This is a genomic window from Streptomyces sp. NPDC059477, from assembly GCF_042749375.1.
Taxonomy (GTDB): domain Bacteria; phylum Actinomycetota; class Actinomycetes; order Streptomycetales; family Streptomycetaceae; genus Streptomyces.
Genome location: NZ_JBHYUG010000058.1, coordinates 1491 through 26648 on the forward strand (window position 1 = coordinate 1491; position 25158 = coordinate 26648).

Below are 25158 nucleotides of genomic sequence, written 5' to 3' on the forward strand. Positions count from 1 at the left end.
TTTGCCTTGTTGTGAGCCCCCGGGGGGGGGGGGCCCCCCACCCACACCCCACCACCACCACCCCCCCCCCCCCCGCGCGGGGGGGGGGGGGGGGGGGGGGGCGTTTCGGCATGTCCGGGGGGCGTACCGCTTTTCGTTCAAGTTGGATGACATACAACTTGAAGCCCGGCCCTCGCGTCTCTCGTCCCCTCCGGGGGTGTAGCAAACGCGGTAATAAAATGACCGGGATTCCTACACCTGGGCGCTGACCTGCGGAACGTCAGGCACCACGTTGGGCGATGACCGCGTCCGTGTACGTTTCCCGAGTCAAATCGTCCTGCCCGATGCCAAGCTCGACGAGGACGGCCCGGACATCAGCCAGAGCGGCAGTGACGCCGCTCTCGTCTACGAGCGTCTCCACCTCCAGGAACGTCCCGTCGATCTCCGGGACGCGGACAAAGGTCGCGAGCATCCTCCGGTCGCGCGCCTCGAATTCATAGTTCCGGCACCGCTTCTCGAACGCGATGACCGGCACGTAGCCAAGGCCGCGCAGGATCGCGTGCGCCGCCCCCGAGTCCTCTACATACGTCTCGTGCTCCGGCTTTGAGCCGGACTCCGTGTCAACGGCCGCGCCCTTGAATGTGAGCAACGTTCGAGTGTGGCCGATGCCATGTACGGTCCGTACCCGCAGTTCCTTGTCCGCAGCGTCCAGCGACTGATCCGGCCTGTCGTAGTACGTGTCCTGGTATACCTCGACACGTGCTGTCGCACGGTCTTCCAGGTTCCGCATGACCGCTTCCGGCGAGTGGACGCGCGCCTTCAACTCGGCCTCGATCATGGCCGTCTCCTCTCTCTACACTGTGCGTTGCCCGTCGGCAATGATCGCCTCGAACATCCTTCGGAACCCACGGAACAGCGGCCCGTGAGGCGTCGCCATAACTTTGTACGTGGCCGACTCGTGTCCTTCCCATCCAGCGTCGAATGCGCCGACGAACAGGGTGGAGTCGGTGCGGATCAACCGCCACGTGGGCAGCATCTGGTAACGCCAGACACCGATGTCGAGTACGCCCGCCAGTTCCCTCAGCCGAGCTTCGGCCAGCCGTACCCCACCCGCGAGGGATTCAACGGACTCTCCGATCTCGGCTGCCCGGTGCGCCAGGGCGTCGCAGTCGGGATCGAGGAGCGCTATGCGGACGCGCAGTCCGTTGCCGCCTTGCTCGCGTGGTAGGCAGGCCCGCAGCAGGCTGTCGTTCAGCCCGATCAGCCCGAGTCCGCGCACCGCGAGCACGTCCAACTCTTGTGCTTCCCGGGCCTGCTGCTGGATCTCCTCGGCCGCCGAACTCTGCGCGGCGTACACGCGCACGACTTCGGGGAACGCCGCAAGGTCGAACGCGGCCCCGCCCAGGCGCTTCTCGCGGCTCGCGGCCAGGCCGAGCAGATGGCGAGCGTCGTCGGGCATGCGCAGTCCGTCGGCGATCCGCTCGTACACGTCGAGGCGGGATACCTCGCGCCGGGCATTGATGATCTCGTTGACGCGGGCCTGGGTCATCCCGGCTGCGGCGGCGATGCGGGCCTGGCTGGCTCCCGTGTACTGCTGTACGTGCCGGAACACGGCGCCCATGTCGCGTGCTCGCAGCGCCTGGCGGACCTCGGCGCGCTCCCATGCCCAGCCGGGCAGTTCGATCGGTGCCAGTGAAGTGCCCACAGTGCTGCCCCTGGTATCCACAAACGGATGGGAATGCATCTCACCGTGAGATTACCGGTGGGGGATCGAGTAAACACCATGCGCTACATGATCCTGGCCAGATCAGCAAGGCCCCGGCGACCGCGCAATCGGCCCCGGGGAGTGGCCAACGCTTCGAGGAGCGTCGACATGACGAACGCTACAGCTGGACCGCCCGAGAGGGCGAGCCGATGATCAGAACAGTTCAGGACATCCCGAGCGAGGCGCTGGACCTGCTCGCACTGCCGTTGCCCGGCTCCCTGACATACGACCAGGCGCGGGGGGCGGTCTGCGTCTGGGGCCCGGCCGAGGCCGCGCTGACCGGCGAGACGGCCGTCGACCTCGGCGAGCAGCAGGCCGACGGGCGCCGCCTGTTCCTGCGCGCCTGCCACCGCCACACCGGGGCGCACGCGTACCGCGCCCTCCAGGACCACGCACCCCTGTGCATGCCGTGCATCCGGGACGCGAGCAGCTGCCCCACCGGCATCGCCCTGCGACGACTCATGCGGGACGCGAGGCTGTCCCTATGAAGCGGTACCCCGGCCCCCCGGTGACTCTGGGCATGCCCCTGCCGCCCCCTCAGCCGCCCGCCAACTGCCAGCACTGCGCCGAGCTGATGCGCGAGCGCGCGCAGGCGATCGCCGAGCGGGACGGATCGCGCGCGTCGGACCTGGCCGTGCTGATTGACCGCCACCACCCGCTCGCCGGCAGCCTCCGGACTGCACAGTGACCGGGACCGGGTGGGAGCGCGTGGGCGTCGACGAGCAGTACACCGCCGCGCAGACCGCCTACCTCGCCTACGGCGACCACTGCCGCAGCTGTCTGGTCTGCGCTGCGGACAGCGAGACCTGCGCCGTGGCGCAGGCCCTGTGGGAGGCGTACACGGCGCGAGCGGAGACCAGCCTGTGACCGCCGCCCGCCCCTCAGTCGGTGAGCGGCGGGCGGTATCCCCTGCGGTCCCCGGCCGGGGCCCGCGCCCGGGCGCGCGCCCCCGCACCAAAGGCGCCGGGCCCGTGGGGGGGGGGGGGGGGGGCGGTCCCCGGGGGGGGCCGCGGCGGCGCCCCGGGCGCGGCCGGCCCCCGCAGGCACCAACGGCGCGTCGCCATGCGAGCACTCCTAGACTGGCGCGGCCCGCCCCGAGAGGAATTGATGCCCATGCGCTCCCGCCGGTTCCAAGCCTTCGCCCTCGACGCCCTGAAGAACACGCCGGGAGTGACCCGGGTCCAGACCCTGGAAGAAGCCGGGGACACGAAGGTCCCCAACGGCCTGGCCGTCACGGCGGACGGCAAGGAATCCCGCTGGGGCATCGTCGGCCAGCTCGCCGAGGGCGAGCGTCACGAACACGACGAGCAGCCGCAGCAGGGCACCCCGGCCGCCTGGGAGGAGCCGACGCCGGGCGACCCGGAGGGCTGGCTGGCCGCCGCGATCGGCCGGGCCGAGTCCCCGGAGATCGAGCGGATCGAGCGCTGGTCGACCCAGGAAGGCGCCCGCCCGGGCAGCCAGGGCCTGACGGTGTTCTTCCACAACACCGCCCGCGTCTTCGTCCGCAAGCTCTAGACCCTCCCCGCCGGCCGATCCGCGCCGGGCGGGGAGTTGCACAGCACGTCCAGTCCAGCACCACCACGCGAGTGAGGAGCTAGATATGGGATGCACGCAACACCGTCCAGGCGCCCGGTTCGATCCCGGCCGGTGCTCGGCGGCCTGCTCGGTCTGCGGAGCCTGGGTCGGCGCCGAACCCGGCCAGCCCGCCGCCCACCATCAGGCACAGGGCAGCCAGGAGACCTGCCTGGGAAGCGGACAGCCCACCCAGTGACCTGATTCTCTGACCTTCTACCGCGGCCCCGGCCGCCGGCACCCCGCCGACCGGGGCCGCTTGAAGCCCTCACCTTCAAATCGAAGGCGCTCACGCGCGAGGCAGATTCCGGCGGCAAAACACCAGGTCAAAGGCGTGGTCTCGGGATCCCGAATGTGCCTCAGAGCAAGATCCCATTAGAGGCGTTACAGCTTGATATCCGGGTTGCCACTGCCGGTACCGCCGCTGATCAGGAAGGACAGCCGGGCCCGCAGCAGCGCGCGCAGGATCCGGTCGCCGCCGGGCGGGACGGTGCCGGCCGTCACCAGTTCGCCGAGGGTGAACGCGCGCGGGCGCACAACCCTCAGGGACAGGCACGTACAGCCGATGGCCACCGGGGGCAGTACCGCGTGCAGCCGGGTGCCGTCGGGCAGGCGGGCGTCGACCCAGGGCCGGGCGTCGTCCAGGCGCCGCCCGGCGACCGCGGCCAGCCGCTGCGCGAGGCGCCGTACGGCCGCCGGGTCGGGGAAGGACACGGGCGTCAGCTCCAGACCGCCGCCGCGGTCCACCCAGACCCGGTCCGGCGCCGACACCAGGACGTCCGTCACCGAGGGGTCGGCGAGCAGCGGTTCCAGTGGGCCGCTGCCGATCAGCTCGGAGCGCAACTGCCGGGCCGCGCCGAGCACTTCGGCGTCGCCGAGCATCCGTCCCTGTTCGCGCAGGGCCTGCGCCACGCGCGCGGGCGTGGGTTCCGCGCCGCTCTCGGCGAGCCACTGCCGCACGCCGTCCAGCAGGGCGGGCCCCGGTCCCGTGCTCATGCCGCGCTCGCCTCGATCAGGGCGCGCTCCCAGAACCCCTTGCAGAAGCGGGCCAGCGGGCCGCGTCCGCCCGCCGCGGGCGGTGTCTTGCTCCCGTCGGGCCGCAGCAGTTGGGCTTCCACGGGCAGTTCCCCGGCGAGCGGCAGTCCGAGCAGCCGGGCCACCTCCCGGTCGTCGAGTCCGGGCGCGTACGGGCCACGGACGGCGACGCGCAGGTCCCGGAGCATCATTCCCACGGCGGACGCCATCCGTGCGGCGGCGGCGACCGCGCGGAGTTCGCCGGGGACGACGAGCAGTCCGATGTCGACCTGGGCGAGGACCTCGGTGACTCCGGGGTCGATCCGCCGGGGCAGGTCGACGACGACGGTGCCGCCCCGGCGCCGGGCTGCCGCGAGCACCGCGCGGACGGCCTGCGGCGGGACGGCGACGCGGTCGCCGCGGTCCCAGCTGAGCACCCGCAGCGCGTGCAGTTCGGGCAGGGACTCCTCCAGCGCGCCGGCCCCGAGCCGTCCCCGCGAGGCGGCGAACGCGGGCCAGCGCAGGCCCTCCGCGGTCTCGCCGCCGAGCAGGACATCGAGTCCGCCGCCCAGCGGATCGGCGTCCACCAGGAGGGTGCGCAGCCCCTCGTGCGCGGAGGTGACGGCGAGGGCGCAGGCCAGTGTGGACGCGCCGGCCCCGCCCCGGCCGCCCATCACCCCGACGGTCAGGGCGGGCCTGCCGACGCCCTCGACGACGTCGGCGATCCGGTCGATGAGCCACTGCTCGCCGTCGGGCAGCACCAGGACATGGTCGGCGCCGATGCGGACGGCCCGCTCCCACACCCCGGGGTCGTCCTGGTCGCGCCCGACGAGGACGACGCCCCGTCGCCGGGCGGCGCCGCGCACCCGTGCGGCGGCGTCGTCGCCGACCAGGATCAGTGGCGCGGCCTCCCAGCCGTCCCTGCGCTGTGGCACGCAGTGGTGGACCTCGGGTGTGGCCCCGGCCGCGGCGCACAGGCGCAGCAGGTCGTCCAGGAGTTCGGCGTCCTCGGTGAGGATGAGTGGTCCGGCCCGGCGTCCAGGGCCGGGAGGCGGTGGATCGTGGGTGACGGTGGTGGACATGGGTGGGACTCCCCCTTCGCTGCTCGACTCGCGCGGCTCCTGAGGCGCCGCGATTCCCCGCGTGTGAGAACCGGGGAACCGGAGCCTCCATTTGCACGGCCGAAGGAAACCGGCCAAACGCGTCCGAGAAACGGATCCGATGGATGCGAACTCGCGTCGATCCCGGCGCGTTGGAATGAGCGTGCAGCGATCCGGAAAATGATGTGGATCTTGGTCGAAAACTGTGGACAACTCGATGGTTGTGAATATCGCCGTCACCCATACCAGTGACCCCGTGCCACATCCCGTGCGACTTCCACAGCGCAGTCCAGGCACTACACACAGTGATGGATCATGAACATGCAAAAGGGGCGGCCTCAGCCGCCCCGACACGGCACCCCGGCCGCGAAAAGAAAGTAAAGAGACGCGAAACGCCGTCTGGACATGCGACGACCCCCGCCGGGGGGGAGAGCGGGGGTCGTCCCCACGGCCGACTCGGGGGGGGAGGAGCCGGACCGGGTTAGCACGGTCGCGAACGATCCGTGACTTCCATGGTGTACCCGAGAGCCCTCTCAGGCAAACCCACGCGCCTCACCTTACGCCGAATGGGCTGCCCCTATGCTCAAGGGCGTGGAAAACCACTCCTTGCCCCGCACAGCGGCCTTCTTTGACCTGGACAAGACGGTCATTGCGAAGTCGAGCACGCTCTCCTTCAGCAAGTCGTTCTACCAAGGCGGGCTGATCAACCGCCGGGCCGTCTTGCGCACCGCATATGCCCAGTTCGTGTTGCTCGTCGGCGGCATGGACCACGACCAGATGGAACGCACCCGCGCCTACCTCTCCCAGCTGGTCCGCGGCTGGGACGTCCGGCAGGTCAGGGAGATCGTCGCCGAGACCCTGCACGACATCATCGACCCCCTGATCTACGACGAGGCCGCCTCCCTCATCGAGGACCATCACATCGCCGGCCGCGATGTGGTGATCGTGTCCACGTCGGGCGCGGAGGTGGTCGAGCCGATCGGCGAACTGCTCGGCGCGGACCGCGTGGTGGCCACCCGGATGGTGATCGGCGGCGACGGCCGCTTCACCGGCGAGGTCGAGTACTACGCCTACGGCCCCACCAAGGCGGAGGCGATCCGGCAGCTCGCCGCGTCCGAGGGCTACGACCTCTCCCGCTGCTTCGCCTACAGCGACTCGGCGACCGATCTGCCGATGCTGGAGGCCGTCGGTCACCCGCACGCCGTGAATCCCGACCGCGCGCTGCGCCGCGAGGCCCTCGCGCGCGAGTGGCCGATTCTCGATTTCCACCGCCCGGTCCGCCTCAAGCAGCGGCTGCCCTCGTTCTCCGTACCGCCGCGTCCCGCCCTGGTGGCCGCCGCTGCCATAGGCGCCGCCGCAGCCACCGCCGGCCTGGTCTGGTACGCCAGCCGCCGCCGCGCGGCGGCCCCCCGATCCGTGGCCTGACCTGCCCCTTCCTCACCCGACCGGTCATGTACCGGTCACGCATCCCTCCAGCGTCGGCCCCACGTCGGCCATGCACACACCATTACCGTCCCTTTGAACCTTTTTGAACCTAAAAGTAAAGAACCACGGCCAGCTCTTCCGCTCCCAGCGGCGCCGGAGTAGAAAGGACTCAACGGCCCGCGAGACCAAGGACATATCCGAGAGGATCGCCTTATAACGCATTTGGCCCACGGACCGCGCAGGAGCACAGGGCACCCACGCGACGTCGACCCGTCGATTACGGGCCAGCCGCACCAGGTGACGGGCGAAGCACCCGACCTGATGGGCAATACATCGAGGACGCTTGGTAACCAGGTGCGAATGCCAGCGGCGGTACGAGACCTCGTACCGCCGCAACCCTGTACGACACTCCCGATCGGCCTCCCGCGCGGAGGCCGTTTTCATGGGCAGGCCTGCACCGCCCGCATGGGCGGGGCTGTTCCGCGCTCGTCCTCAGGACTGTTTTTACGCCGCCCCACGCTGCAACGCCTCGCACACCGCCGTCGACTCCCGCGCGCCCAGTTCGACCGCCCGCGCGCAGTGTGCGATCCAGGCCGCCATCCCCTCCGCCGTGCCGGACACATAGCCGTCGAGCGCGGCGAGATACGCCGTACGGCCCAACTCCGCGTGCCCGACCTCGGCGGGGCACACCGACTTCGGGTCCAGACCGCTGCCGACCAGCACGATCCGCTCGGCGGCCCGCGCGATCAGCCCGTTGTACGAGGCGAAGGGCCGCAGTGCCAGCAGCTCACCATGGACGACGGCGGCGGTGACCGGCGCCGGGGCCGACCCGCCCGCGATGATCAGCTCGCTCAGCCCCTCCAGCCGTGCGGAGACCTCGTCGGCGCCGGGCAGCTCCAGCTCGACCAGCGGCTCGTCGACGGACTCGCCCGCCAGGCGCGGGCGCCCCACCTCGTCGCCCTGGGTCGCGGCGGCGACCAGGTGCAGCCGGGCCAGTACCCGCAGCGGTGACTGACGCCAGATGGACAGCAGTTGCCCCGCCTCGGCGGTCAGCCGCAGCGCGGCGCCCATCACCTGCGCCTGGTCGTCCACACCGAAATCGCTGCGCCGACGCACCTCTTCGAGCGCCCAGTCGGCACCGGAGAGCGCGGCCGAGCCCCGCGCCCCGCGCAGCGCGGCCTCGGAGGTGATCTCGTTGCTGCGCCGCCGCATGACCCGGTGCCGGTACACCCGGTCCACGGCCTTGCGTACGGACTCGACGGAGTCGGCGACGCCGGGCAGCGAGCCCAGGGCCGCGAGCGGGTCGCCGGTCGCACCAGTCGTACTCATGGGTACGACCCTACGCACCCGGAGCGCGCACCCCACGAAGGAGTGGTCTTCTTCACGTCCCCGGGCCCCGCACACGCCGGGCACCACTACGCTTACTGAACATGAAAATTGCTTTCGTCGGGAAGGGCGGCAGCGGCAAGACCACCCTGTCGTCCCTGTTCATCCGTCATCTGGCCGCCACCGGCGCCCCTGTGGTCGCCGTCGACGCCGACATCAACCAGCACCTCGGGGCCGCTCTGGGCCTGGACGACGACCAGTCCGCCGCGCTGCCGGCCATGGGCGACCGGCTCCCGCTGATCAAGGACTACCTGCGCGGCAGCAACCCGCGCATCGGCTCCGCCCAGACCATGATCAAGACGACCCCGCCCGGCGAGGGCTCACGGCTGCTGCGGCTGCGCGAGAACAACCCGGTCTACGACGCCTGTGCCCGGCAGGTGGAACTCGACGGCGGGGCCGTCCGTTTGATGGTCACGGGCCCCTTCACGGAAGCGGATCTGGGGGTCGCCTGCTACCACTCCAAGACGGGAGCGGTGGAGCTGTGCCTGAACCATCTGATCGACGGACGTGACGAGTACGTCGTGGTCGACATGACAGCGGGTTCGGACTCCTTCGCCTCCGGCATGTTCACCCGCTTCGACATCACGTTCCTCGTCGCCGAGCCGACCCGGAAGGGGGTCTCCGTCTATCGCCAGTACAGGGAGTACGCCCGCGACTTCGGCGTCACCCTGAAGGTCGTCGGCAACAAGGTGCAGGGTCAGGACGACCTCGACTTCCTCCGCGCCGAGGTCGGGGACGACCTGCTCGTCACGGTGGGGCACTCGGACTGGGTGCGCTCCATGGAGAAGGGCCGCCCGCCCCGGTTCGATCTCCTGGAGGACCCCAACCACCACGCCCTGGAGCGGCTGCGGACTGCCACCGACGCGACGTACGCACTGCGCGACTGGGGGAACTACACCCGCCAGATGGTCCACTTCCATCTGAAGAACGCCCAGTCGTGGGGCAACGAGCGCACCGGAGCCGACCTGGCGTCCCAGGTCGACCCCGGCTTCGTACTCGGCGAGAGCATCGTCGCCACGGCCTGACACCGGACTCCGGCGGGACGACCCGCCCGGGGGCGCTCCGCGACCGCGGACACGGACCACAGCCCGCTGGCGACTGGCGGCTGGCGGCTGGCGGCTGACCAGTGGTCACTGGTCACTGATCACAGCCGATGGCCGCAGGGCCGCGGCCGGCGGTCGCGGGGCGCCGGGGCCGGGACCGTAAGGCCCGGCCTCCGGACAGCCCCTGCCGTGAGGCGGGCTACTTGCGGTCCGCCGGCGCCCCCGGGACGCCCTTGGGCGCCGGGGCCGGGGCGGCCGACAGGAAGGGCTCCCAGCCCTTCTCGGGGGCCTGCCCCACCTTCAGGGTGCGCAGCTTGGCCAAGGTCTTGGGGTCCTGGGCGTCGAGCCAGTCGGCGAGCTGACGGAACGACACGCAGCGCACCTCCGGCTTCGTGCACACCCCCTCGACGACCTCCTCGATGGCCCGCATGTAGGTGCCGCCGTTCCAGGACTCGAAGTGGTTGCCGATGATCAGCGGCGCGCGGTTGCCGTTGTAGGCCCGCTCGAAGCCCTGGATCAGGCCGTCACGCATCTGGTCGCCCCAGTACTCGTACTGGGACGGGTCACCCTGGGTGGTGGTGCCGGACTGGTTGACCATGAAGTTGTAGTCCATGGTGAGCTGCTCGTAGGTGTGTCCGGGGAAGGGGACGAGCTGCATGGACAGGTCCCACAGGCCCTCCTTCTTGCCGGGCCAGACCTGGTTGTTGACGCCGCTGGTGTCGTAGCGGAAGCCCAGCTCGGCGGCGGCCTTCGTGAAGTTCTTCTGGCCCTCCAGGCAGGGCGTGCGCGCGCCGATCAGCTCCCTGTCGTAGTCGAAGGGCAGCGGCGCGGCCTCGCGCAACCCGCTGTTGGTCTTCCAGGACTTCACGAACTGCTTGGCCTGGGCGATCTCGTCCTTCCATTCCTCGACCGACCACTCGCCCACGCCGCCGCCCTCGCCGCAGAAGTGGCCGTTGAAGTGGGTGCCGATCTCATTGCCCTCAAGCCAGGCGCCACGCAGTTGCTCGACAGTGTCGGCGATGCCTTCTGTGTCGTTGAAGCCGATGTCGGAGCGGCCCGGGGAGTGCTGCGGGGGCCGGTAGAGGTCGCGCTTTTCCTCCGGCAGCAGGTACACGCCGCTGAGGAAGTAGGTCATCGTGGCGTTGTTCTTCCGGGAGACCTCGCGGAAGTGCGAGAAGAGCTGCTGGCTGTCCTCGCCGGCGCCGTCCCAGGAGAACACCACGAACTGCGGCGGCTTCTCGCCGGGCCCCAGCCGTTCGGGGCGGGACAGGTGCGGCTGGGCACCGGTGAACGCGGTGGAACCGTCGCCGATGAGCCGGACCGCGCTCTTGGGCGCCGGGGCGGGCTGGGCCTTGTGCGCTCCGGCCGCCCCCTCCCCGGCACCGGTGGAGCCGATGCCGCAGCCGGCGAGCGACGCGGCACAGACCGCGGCGACCACGGCGCCCGCGGCGATCCTCTGGGTGGCGGCCATGTCCGCCCACCTTCTTCCTTCTCTCGGGCCAACGCTGATGAGGGCGCCTTCGGGTGACCCACCCGCCCTCACGGCAGGGCGCCACCGGGCACCTCGGCGTGGCACCGCCGGAAGGAACGGGGCGGCGCTTCGCCGGAAGCGCCGGCAGCGCGGCCAAGCTCGCACGGAACCGAGAAGGAATTAGTAAGACAAGCCGACTGAATTATTGATTAGCTCATATAGGTGATGCATTAGCCCATTTGCCCCTTAAGTCCATGCTTGACCTTTACTCTGGATTACGATCCGTTTACCGAGCGTTGATTTCATCCCGCCGCTGCAAAGCCGTGCCCCACGGCCGCGACCCGACCCCCGACCGACCGGGGACCCCCTGTTCCGCGACCGCGCCGCCCCGGAGGAGACGGGACCGATGTCAGCCTTCCGTACATTTCCCCAGGCCCTGGAGACCGCACGGGTCAAGGGCACCCGCCTCGTCGACACCCACCGCTCGCGGCCGGTCCGCCCGTCGCACCGCCCGCCCCCCGCCAAGGGCCGCCGCTTCCGCGTCGCCGGCGCCGATGTGTCGGCCTCCCTGGCGGTGTTCCTGATCGCTCTGCCACTGTCCCTGGGCATCGCGCTCGCCACCGGCGCCCCGCTCCAGGCTGGCCTGGTCGCCGCCGCCGTGGGCGGCCTGGTCGCCGGGCGGCTCGGCGGCTCCGCGCTCCAGGTCAGCGGCCCCGCCGCCGGACTGACGGTGGTCACCGCCGAGCTGATCCACCGCTACGGATGGCGGACGACGTGCGCCATCACCGTCCTCGCCGGACTCGCCCAACTGGGCCTCGGCTGTCTGCGGGTGGCGCGCTCGGCGCTCGCCGTCAGCCCCGCGATCGTGCACGGCATGCTCGCCGGGATCGGCGTCACCATCGCCGTCGCCCAACTGCACATCGTCCTCGGCGGCACCCCGCAGAGCGCCGTCCTGGACAATCTGGCCGCCCTGCCCGCACAGCTCGCGCACCTGCACCCGGCCGCCGTCTCGATGAGCGCGCTCACCCTCGCCCTGCTGCTGCTCTGGCCTCGGCTCCCCGGTCCCACCGGGCGGCTGCTGCGCAGAATCCCGGCCCCGCTCATCGCCGTCGCCGGGGCCACCGCGACCGCCTCGCTCGCCGGGATCGCCCTGCCCAAGGTGGAGCTGCCGTCCTGGCACAGCCACGCGCTGGCCGGACTGCCCGAGGGCCCGGCGCTCGGCATCGCCACCGCGGTGCTCACCACCACGCTGGTGTGCAGCGTGCAGTCGCTGCTCGGCGCGGTCGCCGTGGACAAGCTCGCCGCCGCCCGCCCCGGCCTGACCGCCAAGGTCGGCCGCTCCAACCTGGACCGTGAACTGCTCGGCCAGGGCGCCGCCAACATCGCCTCCGGGGCGCTCGGCGGACTGCCCGTAGCCGGGGTCGCCGTGCGCAGTACGGCGAATGTGAACGCGGGTGCCGTCAGCAGGAACTCCACGATGCTGCACGGCGTTCTCGTAGTAGTCGCCGCGCTGCTGATGGTCCCCATGCTGGAGCTGATCCCGCTCGCCTCGCTCGCCGCCCTGGTGATGGCGGTCGGCATCCAGATGGTGTCCCTGAACCACATCCGTACGGTGACCCGCCACCGAGAAGTGCTGGTCTACGCGGTCACCACCCTCGGCGTGGTGCTCCTCGGCGTCCTGGAGGGCGTGACGCTGGGTATCGCCGTCGCCGTGGCCGTCGCTCTCAACCGCCTGACCCGCACCCGCATCACCCACGACGACACGCCGGAAGGAGTCCATCACATGCATGTCAGAGGCCAGTTGACGTTCCTCGCCGTGCCCCGGCTCAGCCGTGCCCTGCACCATGTGCCGCACGGGGCCCATGTCGTCGTCGAGTTGGACGGCTCCTTCATGGACCACGCGGCGTTCGAGACCCTCCAGGACTGGCGCAACACCCACACCGCACAGGGCGGCACCGTCGAACTGGCCGGCCGTCGCGGCGGCACCCGCTTCACCGAACCCACCGTCACCCCACGGCTCGACCTGGACCAGCCCTCGTTCACAACGACCCCGTCGGGGGCGGAGTGCGCGGAGTGCGGTGAGGTCGGGGGTTCGGGGGGCGCCTCGGGCGGCGGAGGGGCGTCCGGAGCGGGAGTTGGCGGAACCGGAGGGGTCACGGGGGCGGCAGAATTCGCCGGAGCGGGAGGAGTCGCCGGAGCGGGAGGAGTCTCGGGAGCAGCAACGGGCGCTAAAGCGGCGATCGGAGCCGACCGGGGAGGCGTGGCCGGCGCGGTGGGGGCGGGGGGCTTGGCGGGAGTCGCGGTGGCCAATGGCTCTCTCGGGGCCAACGGTGGTGCCAGGGCCGAGGGTTCTACCGGGGTCAATGGTTCTACGGAGATCACGAGGACCACGGCGGCTACGGGGGCCATCAGCCCCACGAGCCCCGTGGACGCGCCCATCGCCGACTGCCGCTGCCGTCCGTGGACGCCGTGGCGCAACCACCAGTGCGAGCCGTCGGATTCACCGAAGGCGTTGGCGGCACTGGAGGCACTGGAGGCACTGGAACCATCGATGCCGGACGCCCTGCCGGGGCACCCCGCGCCCAGGCACCCCGCCCCCGAACCCGCCCTGCCCGACGTCACCGCACCCCACCACACCCCACCCGACCCCACCGCGCCCGACTCCACCACCGCCCACACCACGGCACCGCACCTCACCACCCGCGACCTCACCCCACCACCCCCGACCAACTCCACCCCGACCGCACCCCTGCACGGACTGGATGGCACCGGAGCCAGGACAGGCGCCACCGCAGCCGAACCCCATGGCACCGGACCCGGGACGAACGCCGACCCCGGCCCCAGCCCTAGCCCCGGCACGGACAAGGGAACGGGAACGAGCAAGGGACCTGGAACCGGGACCGGCACCGGCACCAAACCCGGGACGGGCACCGGCACCGGCACCCGCGCCGTAAACGCCCGCGCGGCGAGCGGGCATCAGCTGGCCCGAGGGATCAGCGCGTTCCAGCGGAACACCGCGCCGCTGGTGCGGAGCGAGCTGGCCCGGTTGGCGCGGGAGGGGCAACGGCCGTCCCAGCTGTTCCTCACCTGCACCGACTCCCGGGTCGTCACCTCGATGATCACGTCCAGTGGTCCAGGTGATCTGTTCGTGGTGCGCAACATGGGCAATCTGGTGCCGCTGCCCGGCGCGGAGAGCGGGGACGACTCGGTGGCGGCGGCGATCGAGTACGGGGTGGACGTACTGAAGGTGCGGTCGATCACGGTGTGCGGGCACTCGGGGTGCAGTGCGATGCAGGCGCTGTCCCACACCGAGCCCGGCGGGGCGCGGACGCCGTTCCGGCGGTGGCTGCGGCACGGGCTGCCCAGCCTGGAGCGGATGGCCGACACGGATCGCCCCGGGCCGACGCTGGCCGGGCGCCGCCCCGTGGACTCGATCGAGCAGCTGAGCCTGACCAATGTGGTGCAGCAGCTGGAGCATCTGCGCGCCCACGAGGCGGTGGCCCAGGCCCTGCGCGAAGGGGCGCTGGAGCTGCACGGGATGTACTTCCACGTGGGCGAGGCGCAGGCCTATCTACTCACCGAGCAGGGCGAGGACCGGGTGTTCGACGACGTACGGGGGGCGGAGGAACTGCCCAGCCGGGCGTGAGCGGCGTGGGGTCCGGCTGGCCGCGCCTCTCCGCCGGAAGGGAGGGGCGCTCTGCTCTCGTCGGCCGGGGGCCGCCAGCCCCGTCGTCCCGCGCGCCGCGCCCGCCCGACCCACGCCCCCACCCCTCACCGGCCTCCCCCGCACCGGCACCCCTCTACCGGCACCCACACCCACCGCCCTCCCCAGCACCACCACCAGCACCACCCCACCACTACCGGCACCGCCACTCACACCCCACGCACCCCACGCACCCCAGCCCCCCATTGGCGTGTGGCATGGAAGACACGGCGTGAACCCGGCGAGGATGGTGTCCGTGGGAAGGGGTGGAGCCGTGAACCTTTAGTACGACGTGTCCCATGCCCGACGGGAAAGGCCGGGAGGCACCGGTTCGGGTGACCCCGGAGCGCCCCCCTCCTCACAGGTCTAAACCAATTGCCCGTCGACCCTTGTCATCGGCCCCCCGCTTCTGGTGAGCTGTGGCCTGGGACACAACGGACACCCTTGGAAAGGGATATGTCGTGAGCAACGAAAGCCTGGCCAATCTGCTCAAGGAAGAACGCAGGTTCGCACCCCCCGCCGACCTGGCTGCCAACGCCAACGTCACGGCGGAGGCGTATGAACAGGCCAAGGCTGACAGGCTCGGCTTCTGGGCCACGCAGGCCCGCCGGCTGACCTGGGCCAAGGAGCCGGCCGAGACACTGGACTGGTCGAACCCGCCGTTCGCCAAATGGTTCAAGGACGGCACGCTCAACGTGGCGTACAACTGTGTGGACCGGCATGTGGAGGCCGGGCTCGGCGAGCGGGTCGCCATCCACTTCGAGGGGGAGCCGGGAGACAGCCGCGCGATCACCTACGCGCAGCTCAAGGACGAGGTGTCCAAGGCCGCGAACGCCCTGCTGGAGCTGGGCGTCGCCCAGGGCGACCGGGTCGCGATCTACATGCCGATGATTCCGGAGACGGCGGTCGCGATGCTCGCGTGCGCCCGGATCGGCGCCGCGCACTCCGTGGTGTTCGGCGGTTTCTCCGCCGACGCGCTGGCGACCCGGATCCAGGACGCCGACGCCAAGGTGGTCATCACCTCCGACGGCGGCTACCGCCGCGGCAAGCCGTCCGCGCTGAAGCCGGCCGTGGACGACGCGGTCGTCAAGGCGGGCAATGTCGAACATGTGCTCGTCGTGCGCCGCACCGGGCAGGACGTCGCCTGGGACGACACGCGGGACACGTGGTGGCACGAGATCGTCGAGCGGCAGTCGGCCGAGCACACGCCCGAGGCGTTCGAGGCCGAGCACCCGCTGTTCATCCTCTACACCTCGGGTACGACGGGTAAGCCCAAGGGCATCCTGCACACCTCCGGCGGCTATCTCACCCAGGCGTCGTACACCCACCACGCGGTCTTCGACCTCAAGCCGGAGACCGACGTCTACTGGTGCACGGCCGACGTCGGCTGGGTCACCGGGCACTCGTACATCGTCTACGGGCCGCTCTCCAACGGCGCCACGCAGGTGATGTACGAAGGCACGCCCGACACGCCGCACCAGGGGCGATTCTGGGAGATCGTGCAGAAGTACGGGGTGACGATCCTGTACACGGCGCCGACGGCGATCCGTACGTTCATGAAGTGGGGCGACGACATCCCCGCGAAGTTCGATCTGAGCAGTCTGCGGGTGCTGGGCTCGGTCGGCGAACCGATCAACCCCGAGGCGTGGATCTGGTACCGCAAGCACATCGGCGGCGACCGCACCCCGATCGTGGACACCTGGTGGCAGACCGAGACCGGCGCGATGATGATCTCCCCGCTGCCGGGCGTCACCGAGACCAAGCCGGGCTCCGCGCAGCGCGCGCTGCCCGGTATCTCCGCGACGGTCGTCGACGACGAGGCCAACGAGGTGCCGAACGGCGGTGGCGGCTATCTGGTCCTGACCGAGCCGTGGCCGTCGATGCTGCGCACCATCTGGGGCGACGACCAGCGGTTCCTCGACACGTACTGGTCGCGCTTCGAGGGCAAGTACTTCGCCGGTGACGGGGCGAAGAAGGACGACGACGGCGACATCTGGCTGCTCGGCCGGGTGGACGACGTGATGCTGGTGTCCGGTCACAACATCTCCACCACCGAGGTGGAGTCGGCGCTCGTCTCGCACCCCGCGGTCGCCGAGGCGGCGGTCGTCGGCGCGACGGACGAGACGACCGGTCAGGCGATCGTGGCGTTCGTCATCCTGCGCGGCACGGCCTCCGAGGACGAGGCCCTGGTCAACGACTTGCGCAACCACGTGGGCGCCACGCTCGGCCCGATCGCCAAGCCCAAGCGGATTCTGCCGGTGGCCGAGCTGCCCAAGACCCGCTCCGGCAAGATCATGCGCCGGCTGCTGCGCGATGTGGCCGAGAACCGGCAGATCGGCGATGTCACCACGCTCGCCGACTCCGCGGTCATGAACCTCATCCAGGCCCAGCTCCCGGCGGCGCCGAGCGAGGACTGACCAGCGGCGACCCGCCCGGCGGCGCGAAGGGGCACCCCGTACGGGGTGCCCCTTTCCCGTTCCGCGCCGCTCATCCCGTACGGTTAAAATAAGAACTGCGTCAACAACGCGACAAGATCGCGGATGCGTGACGTGAAGAACCGCGTGAAGATCGACAAAAGGTGTGCCGGGAAGTCTGGTCGGCAAGTGTCCCGTGCTGCTCACCGACCGGAGGTCTTACCGTGTCCGCGCCCTCGCGCCGCAAGGAGAACACCCAGCAGAACACCGGCCCCCGCAAGGTGCTGGGACGGCTGTCGCTGCCCGAGCGGAACTTCGTCGCGGACGCCCTGCGCACCGAGACCGTCGGCGGGGTGCTGCTGCTGATCGCCGCCGTGGCCGCGCTGATCTGGGCGAATGTGCCAGCGTTCGGCGACAGCTACGCGAGCGTCTCGGACTTCCACCTCGGTCCGGCGGCCCTCGGCCTCGATCTCTCCCTCGCGCACTGGGCCGCCGACGGGCTGCTCGCGATCTTCTTCTTCGTGGCCGGTATCGAACTGAAGCGCGAACTTGTCGCCGGTGATCTCCGCGACCCCAAGGCCGCCGCGCTGCCCGTGGTCGCCGCCCTGTGCGGGATGGCCGTACCGGCGCTGGTCTATCTGCTCACCAATGTGGCCGGCGGCGGCGCGCTCTCGGGCTGGGCCGTGCCCACCGCCACCGACATCGCCTTCGCGCTCGCCGTGCTCGCGGTCATCGGTACGTCACTGCCCAGCGCCCTGCGCGCGTTCCTGCTGACCCTCGCCGTGGTGGACGACCTGTTCGCCATCCTGATCATCGCGGTCTTCTTCACCGACCGACTGAACTTCGCCGCCCTGGGCGGGGCCGTGGCCGGCCTGGTGATCTTCTGGGTGCTGCTGCGCAAGGGCGTACGCGGCTGGTACATCTACGTGCCGCTCGCACTGGTGATCTGGGCACTGATGTACAACAGCGGCATCCACGCCACCATCGCGGGCGTCGCCATGGGCCTGATGCTGCGCTGCACCACCCACGACGACGAGAAGCACTCCCCCGGTGAGCACATCGAACACCTCGTACGACCGCTGTCGGCGGGCTTCGCGGTGCCGATGTTCGCCCTGTTCAGCGCGGGTGTGGTGGTGTCCGGCGGGGCGCTGCGGGATGTCTTCACCCAGCCCGAGACGCTCGGCGTGGTCCTCGGTCTGGTGGTCGGCAAGACGGTCGGCATCTTCGGCGGCACCTGGCTGACCGCCCGCTTCACCCGCGCCTCGCTCAGCGACGACCTGGCCTGGGCGGATGTCTTCGCGGTCGCCTCCCTCGCCGGTATCGGCTTCACCGTCTCGCTGCTGATCGGCGAACTCGCGTTCGACGGCGATGCCGCCCTGACCGGCGAGATCAAGGCCGCGGTGCTCATCGGCTCGCTCATCGCCGCCGTCCTCGCGACCGTGCTGCTGAAGATACGGAACGCCAAGTACCGGCGGATGGTCGAGGCCGAGGACCGCGACGACGACCTCGACGGCATCCCCGACATCTACGAGGAGCACGACCCGGCGTACCACTTGCGGATGGCGCGGATCTACGAGCACAAGGCCGCCGAACACCGCCGGATCGCCGAGGAACGGGCCGCCGAGGCGCGCCACGCGCTCGCCGAAGTGCCGGGCGGGGCGGGCGAGGAGAAGGACGGTCCGGCATGATCTGACGAGACGGTACAAAAGAGCGGGACCGTATGCGCCGAAATCTACGCGGAGCCGTAGCCACCAGGACGCGCGGAACGGGACCCCACGCACACGAGGGAGACCGCGATGAGCGCACCCGACGGCAGCCCGGTCGGCGCGGAACGCAGCGTCGGACAGCTGTTCGCCTCGGCGACCAGCGAGATGTCGGCGCTGGTCCACGACGAGATCGCGCTGGCCAAGGCGCAGCTCAAGCAGGACGTCAAGCGGGGCGCGATGAGCGGGGGCGCGTTCAGCGTGGCCGCCGTGGTGCTGCTGTTCTCCCTGCCGATGCTGAACTTCGCCCTGGCGTACGGCATCCGCACCTGGACCGGCTGGAACCTGGCGATCTGCTTCGTGCTGTCCTTCGCGGCGAACGTCCTGGTCGCGCTGATCCTGGCCCTGATCGGCCTGTTCTTCGCGAACAAGGCCAAGAAGGGCAGGGGCCCGCAGAAGGTCGCCGCGTCGGTGAAGGAGAGCGCGGGCGTGCTCCAGAACGCCAAGCCGCACCCGCGGCCCGAACTGGTGAAGGACCGGCCCGTACTGCCCGGGGAGCGGGTCCCCGAGGCCATCGAGGCCGGGGCGCGTACGTCATCATGACGGACCCCGCCACTCCATCGGCGCATCCCGCCTCGGTCGTACGGATCCCCCTGCCCGGCGGGCAGGCGGTGACGCACCGTGATGTGGCCGCCAATGGCGCCCGTTTCCACATCGCGGAACTCGGCGAGGGACCGCTGGTCATGCTGGTGCACGGCTTCCCCCAGTTCTGGTGGACCTGGCGGCATCAGCTGGTCACGCTCGCCGACGCCGGTTTCCGGGCCGTCGCCATGGATCTGCGCGGTGTCGGTGGCAGCGACCGCACCCCGCGCGGCTACGACCCGGCCAACCTCGCCCTCGACATCACCGGTGTGATCCGCTCCCTCGGCGAACCGGATGCCGCGCTGGTCGGCCATGACCTGGGCGGCTATCTGGCGTGGACGGCCGCGGTGATGCGCCCGAAGCTGGTACGGCGGCTGGTGGTCTCCTCGATGCCGCACCCCCGGCGCTGGCGTTCGGCGATGCTCTCCGACGCCCGGCAGACCGCCGCCAGCTCCTACATCTGGGGGTTCCAGCGGCCCTGGATCCCCGAGCGGCAACTGGTCGCGGACGAGGCCGCGCTGGTGGGGCGGCTGATCCGGGACTGGTCCGGGCCGCGGCTGCCGGACGACGAGGCGGTGGAGTCGTACCGGCGGGCGATGTGCATCCCGTCCACCGCGCACTGCTCGATCGAGCCGTACCGCTGGATGGTGCGCTCGCTGGCCCGGCCCGACGGGATCCAGTTCAACCGGCGGATGAAGCGGCCGGTGCGGGTGCCGACGCTGCATCTGCACGGCTCGCTGGACCCCGTGACGCGTACGCGCAGCGCCGCCGGGTCCGGGCAGTACGTGGAAGCGCCGTACCGGTGGCGGCTGTTCGACGGTCTGGGGCACTTCCCGCACGAGGAGGACCCGGCGGCGTTCTCGGGGGAACTGGTGAACTGGCTACGGGATCCGGAACCGGATCGGTGAGGGCGGCTCCGCCGGGTGGGGGGATTGTGAGCCGGCCGGGGCTCGGCTGACCGGCCGGGGCTTGGCGGGCCGGGGGGGGCTTGGGGACTGGCCCGGGGCCCCAGGAGTGAGCCTTCGGTAGCCGAAGGCCCCTGCGGCTGGGCGCTCCCCCGCCGGGAGGGGCGATGCCGGGCGGCCTGTCCGGCATGACCGGGCGGCATGACTGACCGTTGGTCAATCCCGGCCGTCTGGCCGAATGACCACGACCCCGCTCGGTGAGCGGGCCCTCGCGCCCGGTATCCGGATCTGAACACCTGTACTACGAACGGCCACTTGCCCGGCGCATAGGCCAATTGAGGGGCCTTGGCGAGGTTATCGACCTTGGGGCAGGGGCACACGTCCCGGTATGGGCTGGACGCACGATTACAGTGACGCCGCACGTGACCGCCGTTCATCGGGCGGTCCGACTTCCCACCAGCGGAGTGCTCCGCAACTCCAGGGCACCGACCCGCGGGTGGGCATTCCACGCATCCTGCGCCGCCGGGCCCGCTGGGTCTCCGTACGGCTGCGTCACCCACGCGGCTGACGCACCACCGCACCCCTCACCTCACAGCGCGCAGCTGTCGCTGTCCACCTGCTGGTTCGCGGTGCGTCCCTTGGCGATGTCCTCGCTGATCTCGTCCACGGTGAGCGCGTACCCGGTCTCGGCGTCGTCCAGCGACTTGGCGAAGACCACGCCGTAGACCTCGCCCTCGGGGGTGAGCAGCGGACCGCCGGAGTTGCCCTGGCGGACGGTCGCGTACAGCGAGTACACGTCACGGTGGACGGTGCCGCGGTGGTAGATGTCCGGGCCGTTGGCCGGGATCCGGCCGCGCACCCGGGCCGCGCGCACGTCGTACGCCCCGTTCTCCGGGAACCCGGCGACGATCGCGCCGTCGCCGCTCTCGGCGTCGGTGGACGTGAACTTCAGGGCGGGCGCGTCGAGGTCGGGGACGTCGAGGACGGCGATGTCGCGCTGCCAGTCGTAGAGCACGACCGTCGCGTCGTAGCGCCGACCCTCGCCGCCTATCTGGACGGTGGGCTCGTCGACGCCGCCGACGACATGCGCGTTGGTCATGACGCGGCGGTCGGCGAACACGAAACCGGTGCCCTCAAGGACCTTGCCGCAGCTCTGCGCGGTGCCCATCACCTTGACGATGGACTGCTTCGCGCGCGTGGCGACCTCGCTGCCTGCCAGCGCCGGGTCGGGCGGCTGGACGTCGGTGATCGGCTCGTTGGAGAACGGGCTGAAGACCTGCGGGAAGCCGTTCTGCGCGAGGACGGAGGAGAAATCGGCGAACCAGGTGTCGGCCTGCTCGGGCAGCGCGCGCGAGACCCCGAGCAGCACCTTCGAACTGCGCACCTCCTTGCCCAGCGTGGGCAGGGTGGTACCGGCCAGCGCGGAGCCGATCAGCCAGGCCACCAGCAGCATCGCGACGACGTTGACCAGGGCGCCGCCCGTGGCGTCCAGCGCGCGGGCCGGGGACCAGGTGATGTACCGGCGCAGCTTGTTGCCGAGATGGGTGGTCAGGGCCTGTCCGATCGAGGCGCAGACGATCACCACGATGACCGCGACCACGGCGGCGGTCGTACTCACCTGGGTGTTGTCGGTGAGCGCGTCCCAGATCACCGGGAGGGCGTAGACGGCGACGAGACCGCCGCCGAGGAAGCCGATCACCGACAGGATGCCGACGACGAAGCCCTGTCGATAGCCGACGATCGCGAACCAGACGGCAGCGACCAGCAACAGGATGTCCAGCACGTTCACCGTTTTCGGCCTCGCCTCGTCATTCTCCGGTCACGGGGACCCGCCACAGGGCCGGACCGCGCCCGGCGCGCGAGGGCACGCGGACATGGCCTTTCCCGGCGGAACACAGCACGGCGACCACCCTGTCATGACCGCCAGTCGAGCGGGACCTGCTTCTCCTGGTCCCAGGGCCGCTCCCAGCCCGAGTAGTGGAGCAGGCGGTCGATGATGCCCGCCGTGAAGCCCCACACGAGGGCGGAGTTGACCAGAAATGCCGGGCCCTTGTGGCCTCTGGGGTGGATGGCCATGGCGCGGTTCGCGGGGTCCGTGAGATCCGCCACCGGCACGGTGAAGACCCGCGCGGTCTCGTTCGGATCCACCACGCCGACCGGTGTCGGCTCGCGCCACCAGCCGAGCACCGGGCTGACGACGAAGCCGCTGACCGGGATGTACAGCTTGGGCAGCACGCCGAAGAGCTGGACCCCGGCCGGATCGAGCCCGGTCTCCTCCTCGGCCTCCCGCAGCGCCGCCCGCAGCGGCCCGTCACCCTGCGGATCGCCATCCTCCGGATCCAGTGATCCGCCCGGGAAGGCCGGCTGCCCCGCGTGCTCGCGCAGGGAGGTGGCCCGCTCCATCAGCAGCAGCTCGGGCCCCCGCAGTCCGTCCCCGAAGAGAATGAGCACGGCGGACTGCCGCCCGCCCCCGTCCTCCGGCGGCAGAAACCGGCTGAGCTGCGGCGGCTCGACCGTCTCCGCGGCATGCACCACCGGATCCAGCCACCCCGGCAGCCCGTCCTTGCTGACCATCACCGGCCCGCCCTGCGTATCGCTGGCCCGCATCATCACCACCCCCGTCGTTCTGTGAGATCCAACGCCCCGGGCTTCCGAGATCGTTCCGGATGGGGCGGGGGCGTGGGTGGTGGAGTGAGGCGCGAGGTGTCATCGGGACGGCGCGCGCGGTGGACCTTGTGCGCCGGTGCGAGGAGCACGAGGGGGTGCGCGGGCGGGCGGTGGGCGTGCTTCCGGGCGGGCGCGGCCCGGTCCGGGTACGGCACCCGCGCCCGGTGTCCGTCCGGCGGGCGGTGACCGGTCATCCCGCCCCCAGCGGCGGGGCGGGCTTGCCGCCCGCGTCGAGATAGGACTGCGGCGGGTTGAGGCGCTGGCCGGGGAAGCCGCCCTTCTCGTACTTGAGGAGCTTCTGGGCCTTCTCGGGGTCCGTCTCGCCCTCGCCGTACGCCGGGCAGAGCGGGGCGATGGGGCAGGCGCCGCAGGCGGGCTTGCGGGCGTGGCAGATGCGGCGGCCGTGGAAGATCACGTGGTGCGAGAGCATCGTCCACTCGCTCTTGGGGAACAGCGCCCCGACCGCCGCCTCGATCTTGTCGGGGTCGGTCTCCTCGGTCCACCGCCAGCGCCGTACCAGCCGCTGGAAGTGCGTGTCCACGGTGATGCCGGGGCGGCCGAAGGCGTTGCCGAGCACCACGAACGCCGTTTTGCGGCCCACGCCGGGCAGGGTGACCAGGTCTTCCAGCCGGCCGGGCACCTCGCCGCCGAACTTCTCGGTCAGGCCCTTCGACAGCCCTATCACCGACTTGGTCTTGGCCCGGAAGAAGCCGGTCGGGCGCAGGATCTCCTCGACCTCGTCCGGATTGGCGGCGGCCAGATCCTCCGGCGTGGGGTACTTGGCGAAGAGCGCCGGTGTCGTCTGGTTGACGCGCAGGTCGGTGGTCTGGGCGGAGAGCACCGTGGCGACGAGCAGCTGGAAGGGGTTCTCGAAGTCCAGCTCCGGGTGGGCGTACGGATAGACCTCGGCCAGCTCCCGGTCGATCCGGCGGGCGCGGCGGACCAGCGCGGTGTGCGATTCGGTCTTCGCGGCGCCCGGATTCTTGGCCGGGGGTGGGGTGGCGGCGGACTTCTTGGCGGCGGCGACCGCGGTGTTCTTGGCGGCGGTGTTCTTGGCGACGGTTTTCTTCGCGACGGCTGTTTTCCCGGCGGCTGTCTTTCCAGTCGCGGTCTTCCCGGCGGCCGACTTCCCGGCGGCCTTCTTGCCGACCGCCGCTTTCGCCGCCGTCGCCTTCGCCGGGGGCGGCGTCTTCGCTGAGGCCGTCGTCTTCGCGGGCGCCTTCTTCGTGGCCGTCGATCTCCTGGCCACGGTCTTCTTCGCCGCCGCCTTCCTCACCGCCGGTTGCTTCACCACCGGTTTCTGCACCGGTGCCGACTCTTTCCCGCCAGCCTCTTTCGCCCCTTTGTCCGTTTTCACTCCACCCTCGGACTCCTGTTCGCCCACAGCGGAATCACGCCCTGCTGCCACTCGTCCAGCCCCCTCGGCCTGCGCTCTCACCGGCGATTTGGACACCCGGCCAGCCTACGACCCGGCACCGACATCCGCCCCGGACCTCAAAGATCGGCCCCCAATTGGACCCCTGCCGCTTACCAGGGCACACCAGTACGGCATCCTTGTGACAGATCACACTGTTTGGACCGTCCGGCAAAATGGGGACCACGGACCCCTGATACACGGGGAAAGATCCCCTGAGCAGGTCGACAAGGAGACAACTCGTGGACGACGTTCTGCGGCGCAATCCGCTCTTCGCGGCTCTTGACGACGAGCAGGCCGCTGAGCTGCGTGCCTCCATGAGCGAGGTGACCCTCGCGCGGGGCGACTCGCTGTTCCACGAGGGCGACCCCGGCGACCGGTTGTACGTGGTCACCGAGGGCAAGGTCAAACTGCACCGCACCTCTCCCGACGGCCGCGAGAACATGCTCGCCGTCGTCGGCCCCGGCGAGCTGATCGGCGAGCTGTCGCTGTTCGACCCGGGCCCGCGCACGGCGACCGCCACCGCGCTGACCGAGGTCAAGCTGCTCGGTCTGGGCCACGGCGACCTCCAGCCCTGGCTCAACGCGCGTCCCGAGGTCGCCGCCGCACTGCTGCGGGCCGTCGCCCGTCGGCTGCGCAAGACCAACGACGCCATGTCCGACCTGGTCTTCTCGGACGTCCCGGGCCGGGTCGCGCGCGCCCTGCTGGACCTCTCCCGCCGCTTCGGCGTGCAGTCCGAGGAAGGCATCCACGTCGTCCACGACCTCACGCAGGAGGAGCTGGCCCAGCTGGTCGGCGCGTCCCGCGAGACGGTCAACAAGGCCCTCGCCGACTTCGCCCAGCGCGGGTGGCTCCGCCTGGAGGCGCGCGCGGTGATCCTGCTGGACGTCGAGCGCCTCGCGAAGCGCTCACGCTGACGCCACGGACGCCCTGAGGGCGCCCAGCTCCCCGAGGG

General features: G+C 70.9%; 22 protein-coding genes and 1 pseudogene. 14 read left to right on the forward strand and 9 right to left on the reverse strand.

The features are described 5' to 3' along the window. Positions 1 to 259: 259 nt before the first annotated feature. Both cyaB and ACFXAZ_RS25900 read right to left on the reverse strand, forming a co-directional pair. Positions 260 to 817 carry a class IV adenylate cyclase gene (cyaB, locus tag ACFXAZ_RS25895; protein WP_384595835.1) on the reverse strand — a complete coding sequence of 186 codons (558 nt, stop codon included), beginning with the start codon at positions 815 to 817 and terminating at the stop codon, positions 260 to 262. Between the two features lie 15 nt (positions 818 to 832). Continuing rightward, entirely contained in the window at positions 833 to 1684 is an 852-nt protein-coding gene (locus ACFXAZ_RS25900) for a helix-turn-helix domain-containing protein (RefSeq protein ID WP_384595838.1), read from the reverse strand. Positions 1685 to 1893: 209 nt separating this feature from the next. On the opposite strand from ACFXAZ_RS25900, the gene ACFXAZ_RS25905 reads away from it, so the two are divergent. The 5 genes from ACFXAZ_RS25905 (at position 1894) to ACFXAZ_RS25925 (ending at position 3515) form a co-directional block, all read left to right on the forward strand. Continuing rightward, complete coding sequence (locus ACFXAZ_RS25905; RefSeq protein WP_384595841.1) at positions 1894 to 2232, forward strand: hypothetical protein; 339 nt, start codon at positions 1894 to 1896, stop codon at positions 2230 to 2232. Continuing rightward, positions 2229 to 2432: a hypothetical protein gene (locus tag ACFXAZ_RS25910; protein WP_384595844.1), complete on the forward strand. Its 204-nt coding sequence runs from the start codon at positions 2229 to 2231 to the stop codon at positions 2430 to 2432. The genes ACFXAZ_RS25905 and ACFXAZ_RS25910 overlap by 4 nt, the downstream gene beginning before the upstream one ends. Further along, a complete protein-coding gene (locus ACFXAZ_RS25915; protein ID WP_384595847.1) occupies positions 2429 to 2611 on the forward strand; it encodes a hypothetical protein in 183 nt (60 codons plus the stop codon). Before ACFXAZ_RS25910 ends, ACFXAZ_RS25915 begins: the two co-directional genes overlap by 4 nt. A 246-nt stretch (positions 2612 to 2857) precedes the next feature. After that, positions 2858 to 3259, forward strand: coding sequence for a hypothetical protein (locus ACFXAZ_RS25920; RefSeq protein ID WP_384595850.1), 402 nt, complete (start codon positions 2858 to 2860; stop codon positions 3257 to 3259). A gap of 85 nt (positions 3260 to 3344) precedes the next feature. Further along, a complete protein-coding gene (locus ACFXAZ_RS25925; RefSeq protein WP_384595853.1) occupies positions 3345 to 3515 on the forward strand; it encodes a hypothetical protein in 171 nt (56 codons plus the stop codon). Between the two features lie 206 nt (positions 3516 to 3721). On the opposite strand, the pseudogene ACFXAZ_RS25930 reads toward ACFXAZ_RS25925, so the two are convergent. After that, positions 3722 to 4312 (reverse strand): annotated as a pseudogene (locus tag ACFXAZ_RS25930) (ATPase, T2SS/T4P/T4SS family); the annotation flags it as partial. After that, positions 4309 to 5412: a septum site-determining protein Ssd gene (gene ssd / locus ACFXAZ_RS25935; RefSeq protein WP_384595856.1), complete on the reverse strand. Its 1104-nt coding sequence runs from the start codon at positions 5410 to 5412 to the stop codon at positions 4309 to 4311. The gene ssd and the pseudogene ACFXAZ_RS25930, both read right to left, overlap by 4 nt. A 597-nt stretch (positions 5413 to 6009) precedes the next feature. Here ssd and ACFXAZ_RS25940 point away from each other — a divergent pair. Continuing rightward, positions 6010 to 6855: an HAD family hydrolase gene (locus ACFXAZ_RS25940; protein ID WP_384595859.1), complete on the forward strand. Its 846-nt coding sequence runs from the start codon at positions 6010 to 6012 to the stop codon at positions 6853 to 6855. Positions 6856 to 7359: 504 nt separating this feature from the next. On the opposite strand, the gene ACFXAZ_RS25945 is transcribed toward ACFXAZ_RS25940, so the two are convergent. Further along, entirely contained in the window at positions 7360 to 8184 is an 825-nt protein-coding gene (locus ACFXAZ_RS25945) for an oxidoreductase (protein ID WP_384595862.1), read from the reverse strand. Positions 8185 to 8285: 101 nt separating this feature from the next. Here ACFXAZ_RS25945 and ACFXAZ_RS25950 point away from each other — a divergent pair, with 101 nt between their 5' ends. Then, complete coding sequence (locus ACFXAZ_RS25950; protein ID WP_384595865.1) at positions 8286 to 9266, forward strand: ATP-binding protein; 981 nt, start codon at positions 8286 to 8288, stop codon at positions 9264 to 9266. A gap of 217 nt (positions 9267 to 9483) precedes the next feature. Here ACFXAZ_RS25950 and ACFXAZ_RS25955 read toward each other — a convergent pair whose 3' ends face one another. Beyond that, positions 9484 to 10755: a hypothetical protein gene (locus ACFXAZ_RS25955; protein ID WP_384595868.1), complete on the reverse strand. Its 1272-nt coding sequence runs from the start codon at positions 10753 to 10755 to the stop codon at positions 9484 to 9486. Between the two features lie 406 nt (positions 10756 to 11161). On the opposite strand from ACFXAZ_RS25955, the gene ACFXAZ_RS25960 reads away from it, so the two are divergent. The 6 genes from ACFXAZ_RS25960 (at position 11162) to ACFXAZ_RS25985 (ending at position 20690) form a co-directional block, all read left to right on the forward strand. Next, positions 11162 to 14401 (forward strand): SulP family inorganic anion transporter, encoded by a 3240-nt coding sequence (locus ACFXAZ_RS25960; RefSeq protein WP_384595871.1) that lies wholly within the window; start codon positions 11162 to 11164, stop codon positions 14399 to 14401. Positions 14402 to 14919: 518 nt separating this feature from the next. Further along, positions 14920 to 16875 (forward strand): acetate--CoA ligase, encoded by a 1956-nt coding sequence (acs, locus tag ACFXAZ_RS25965; RefSeq protein WP_384595874.1) that lies wholly within the window; start codon positions 14920 to 14922, stop codon positions 16873 to 16875. 221 nt (positions 16876 to 17096) lie between these two features. Next, on the forward strand, positions 17097 to 18560 hold the full coding sequence (gene nhaA, locus ACFXAZ_RS25970; RefSeq protein WP_384595877.1) for a Na+/H+ antiporter NhaA: 1464 nt from the start codon (positions 17097 to 17099) through the stop codon (positions 18558 to 18560). A 108-nt stretch (positions 18561 to 18668) separates the two neighbouring features. Continuing rightward, the gene (locus ACFXAZ_RS25975; protein WP_384595880.1) at positions 18669 to 19178 is read left to right on the forward strand and encodes a phage holin family protein; all 510 of its coding nucleotides are present in this window, start codon (positions 18669 to 18671) and stop codon (positions 19176 to 19178) included. Continuing rightward, a complete protein-coding gene (locus ACFXAZ_RS25980) occupies positions 19175 to 20125 on the forward strand; it encodes an alpha/beta fold hydrolase (protein ID WP_384595883.1) in 951 nt (316 codons plus the stop codon). The genes ACFXAZ_RS25975 and ACFXAZ_RS25980 overlap by 4 nt, the downstream gene beginning before the upstream one ends. 385 nt (positions 20126 to 20510) lie before the next feature. Next, complete coding sequence (locus ACFXAZ_RS25985; protein WP_382680920.1) at positions 20511 to 20690, forward strand: hypothetical protein; 180 nt, start codon at positions 20511 to 20513, stop codon at positions 20688 to 20690. Between the two features lie 21 nt (positions 20691 to 20711). On the opposite strand, the gene ACFXAZ_RS25990 is transcribed toward ACFXAZ_RS25985, so the two are convergent. From ACFXAZ_RS25990 to nth, 3 genes are all read right to left on the reverse strand, one after another. Then, a complete protein-coding gene (locus tag ACFXAZ_RS25990) occupies positions 20712 to 21911 on the reverse strand; it encodes a MarP family serine protease (RefSeq protein ID WP_384595886.1) in 1200 nt (399 codons plus the stop codon). 125 nt (positions 21912 to 22036) lie between these two features. Beyond that, complete coding sequence (locus tag ACFXAZ_RS25995) at positions 22037 to 22732, reverse strand: NUDIX hydrolase (RefSeq protein WP_384595889.1); 696 nt, start codon at positions 22730 to 22732, stop codon at positions 22037 to 22039. A 247-nt stretch (positions 22733 to 22979) separates the two neighbouring features. Then, positions 22980 to 24095, reverse strand: a complete 1116-nt coding sequence (gene nth, locus ACFXAZ_RS26000; RefSeq protein ID WP_384595892.1) for an endonuclease III — start codon at positions 24093 to 24095, stop codon at positions 22980 to 22982. Positions 24096 to 24445: 350 nt separating this feature from the next. On the opposite strand from nth, the gene ACFXAZ_RS26005 reads away from it, so the two are divergent. Beyond that, on the forward strand, positions 24446 to 25120 hold the full coding sequence (locus ACFXAZ_RS26005) for a Crp/Fnr family transcriptional regulator (protein ID WP_029382547.1): 675 nt from the start codon (positions 24446 to 24448) through the stop codon (positions 25118 to 25120). The last annotated feature ends 38 nt before the right edge of the window (positions 25121 to 25158 follow it).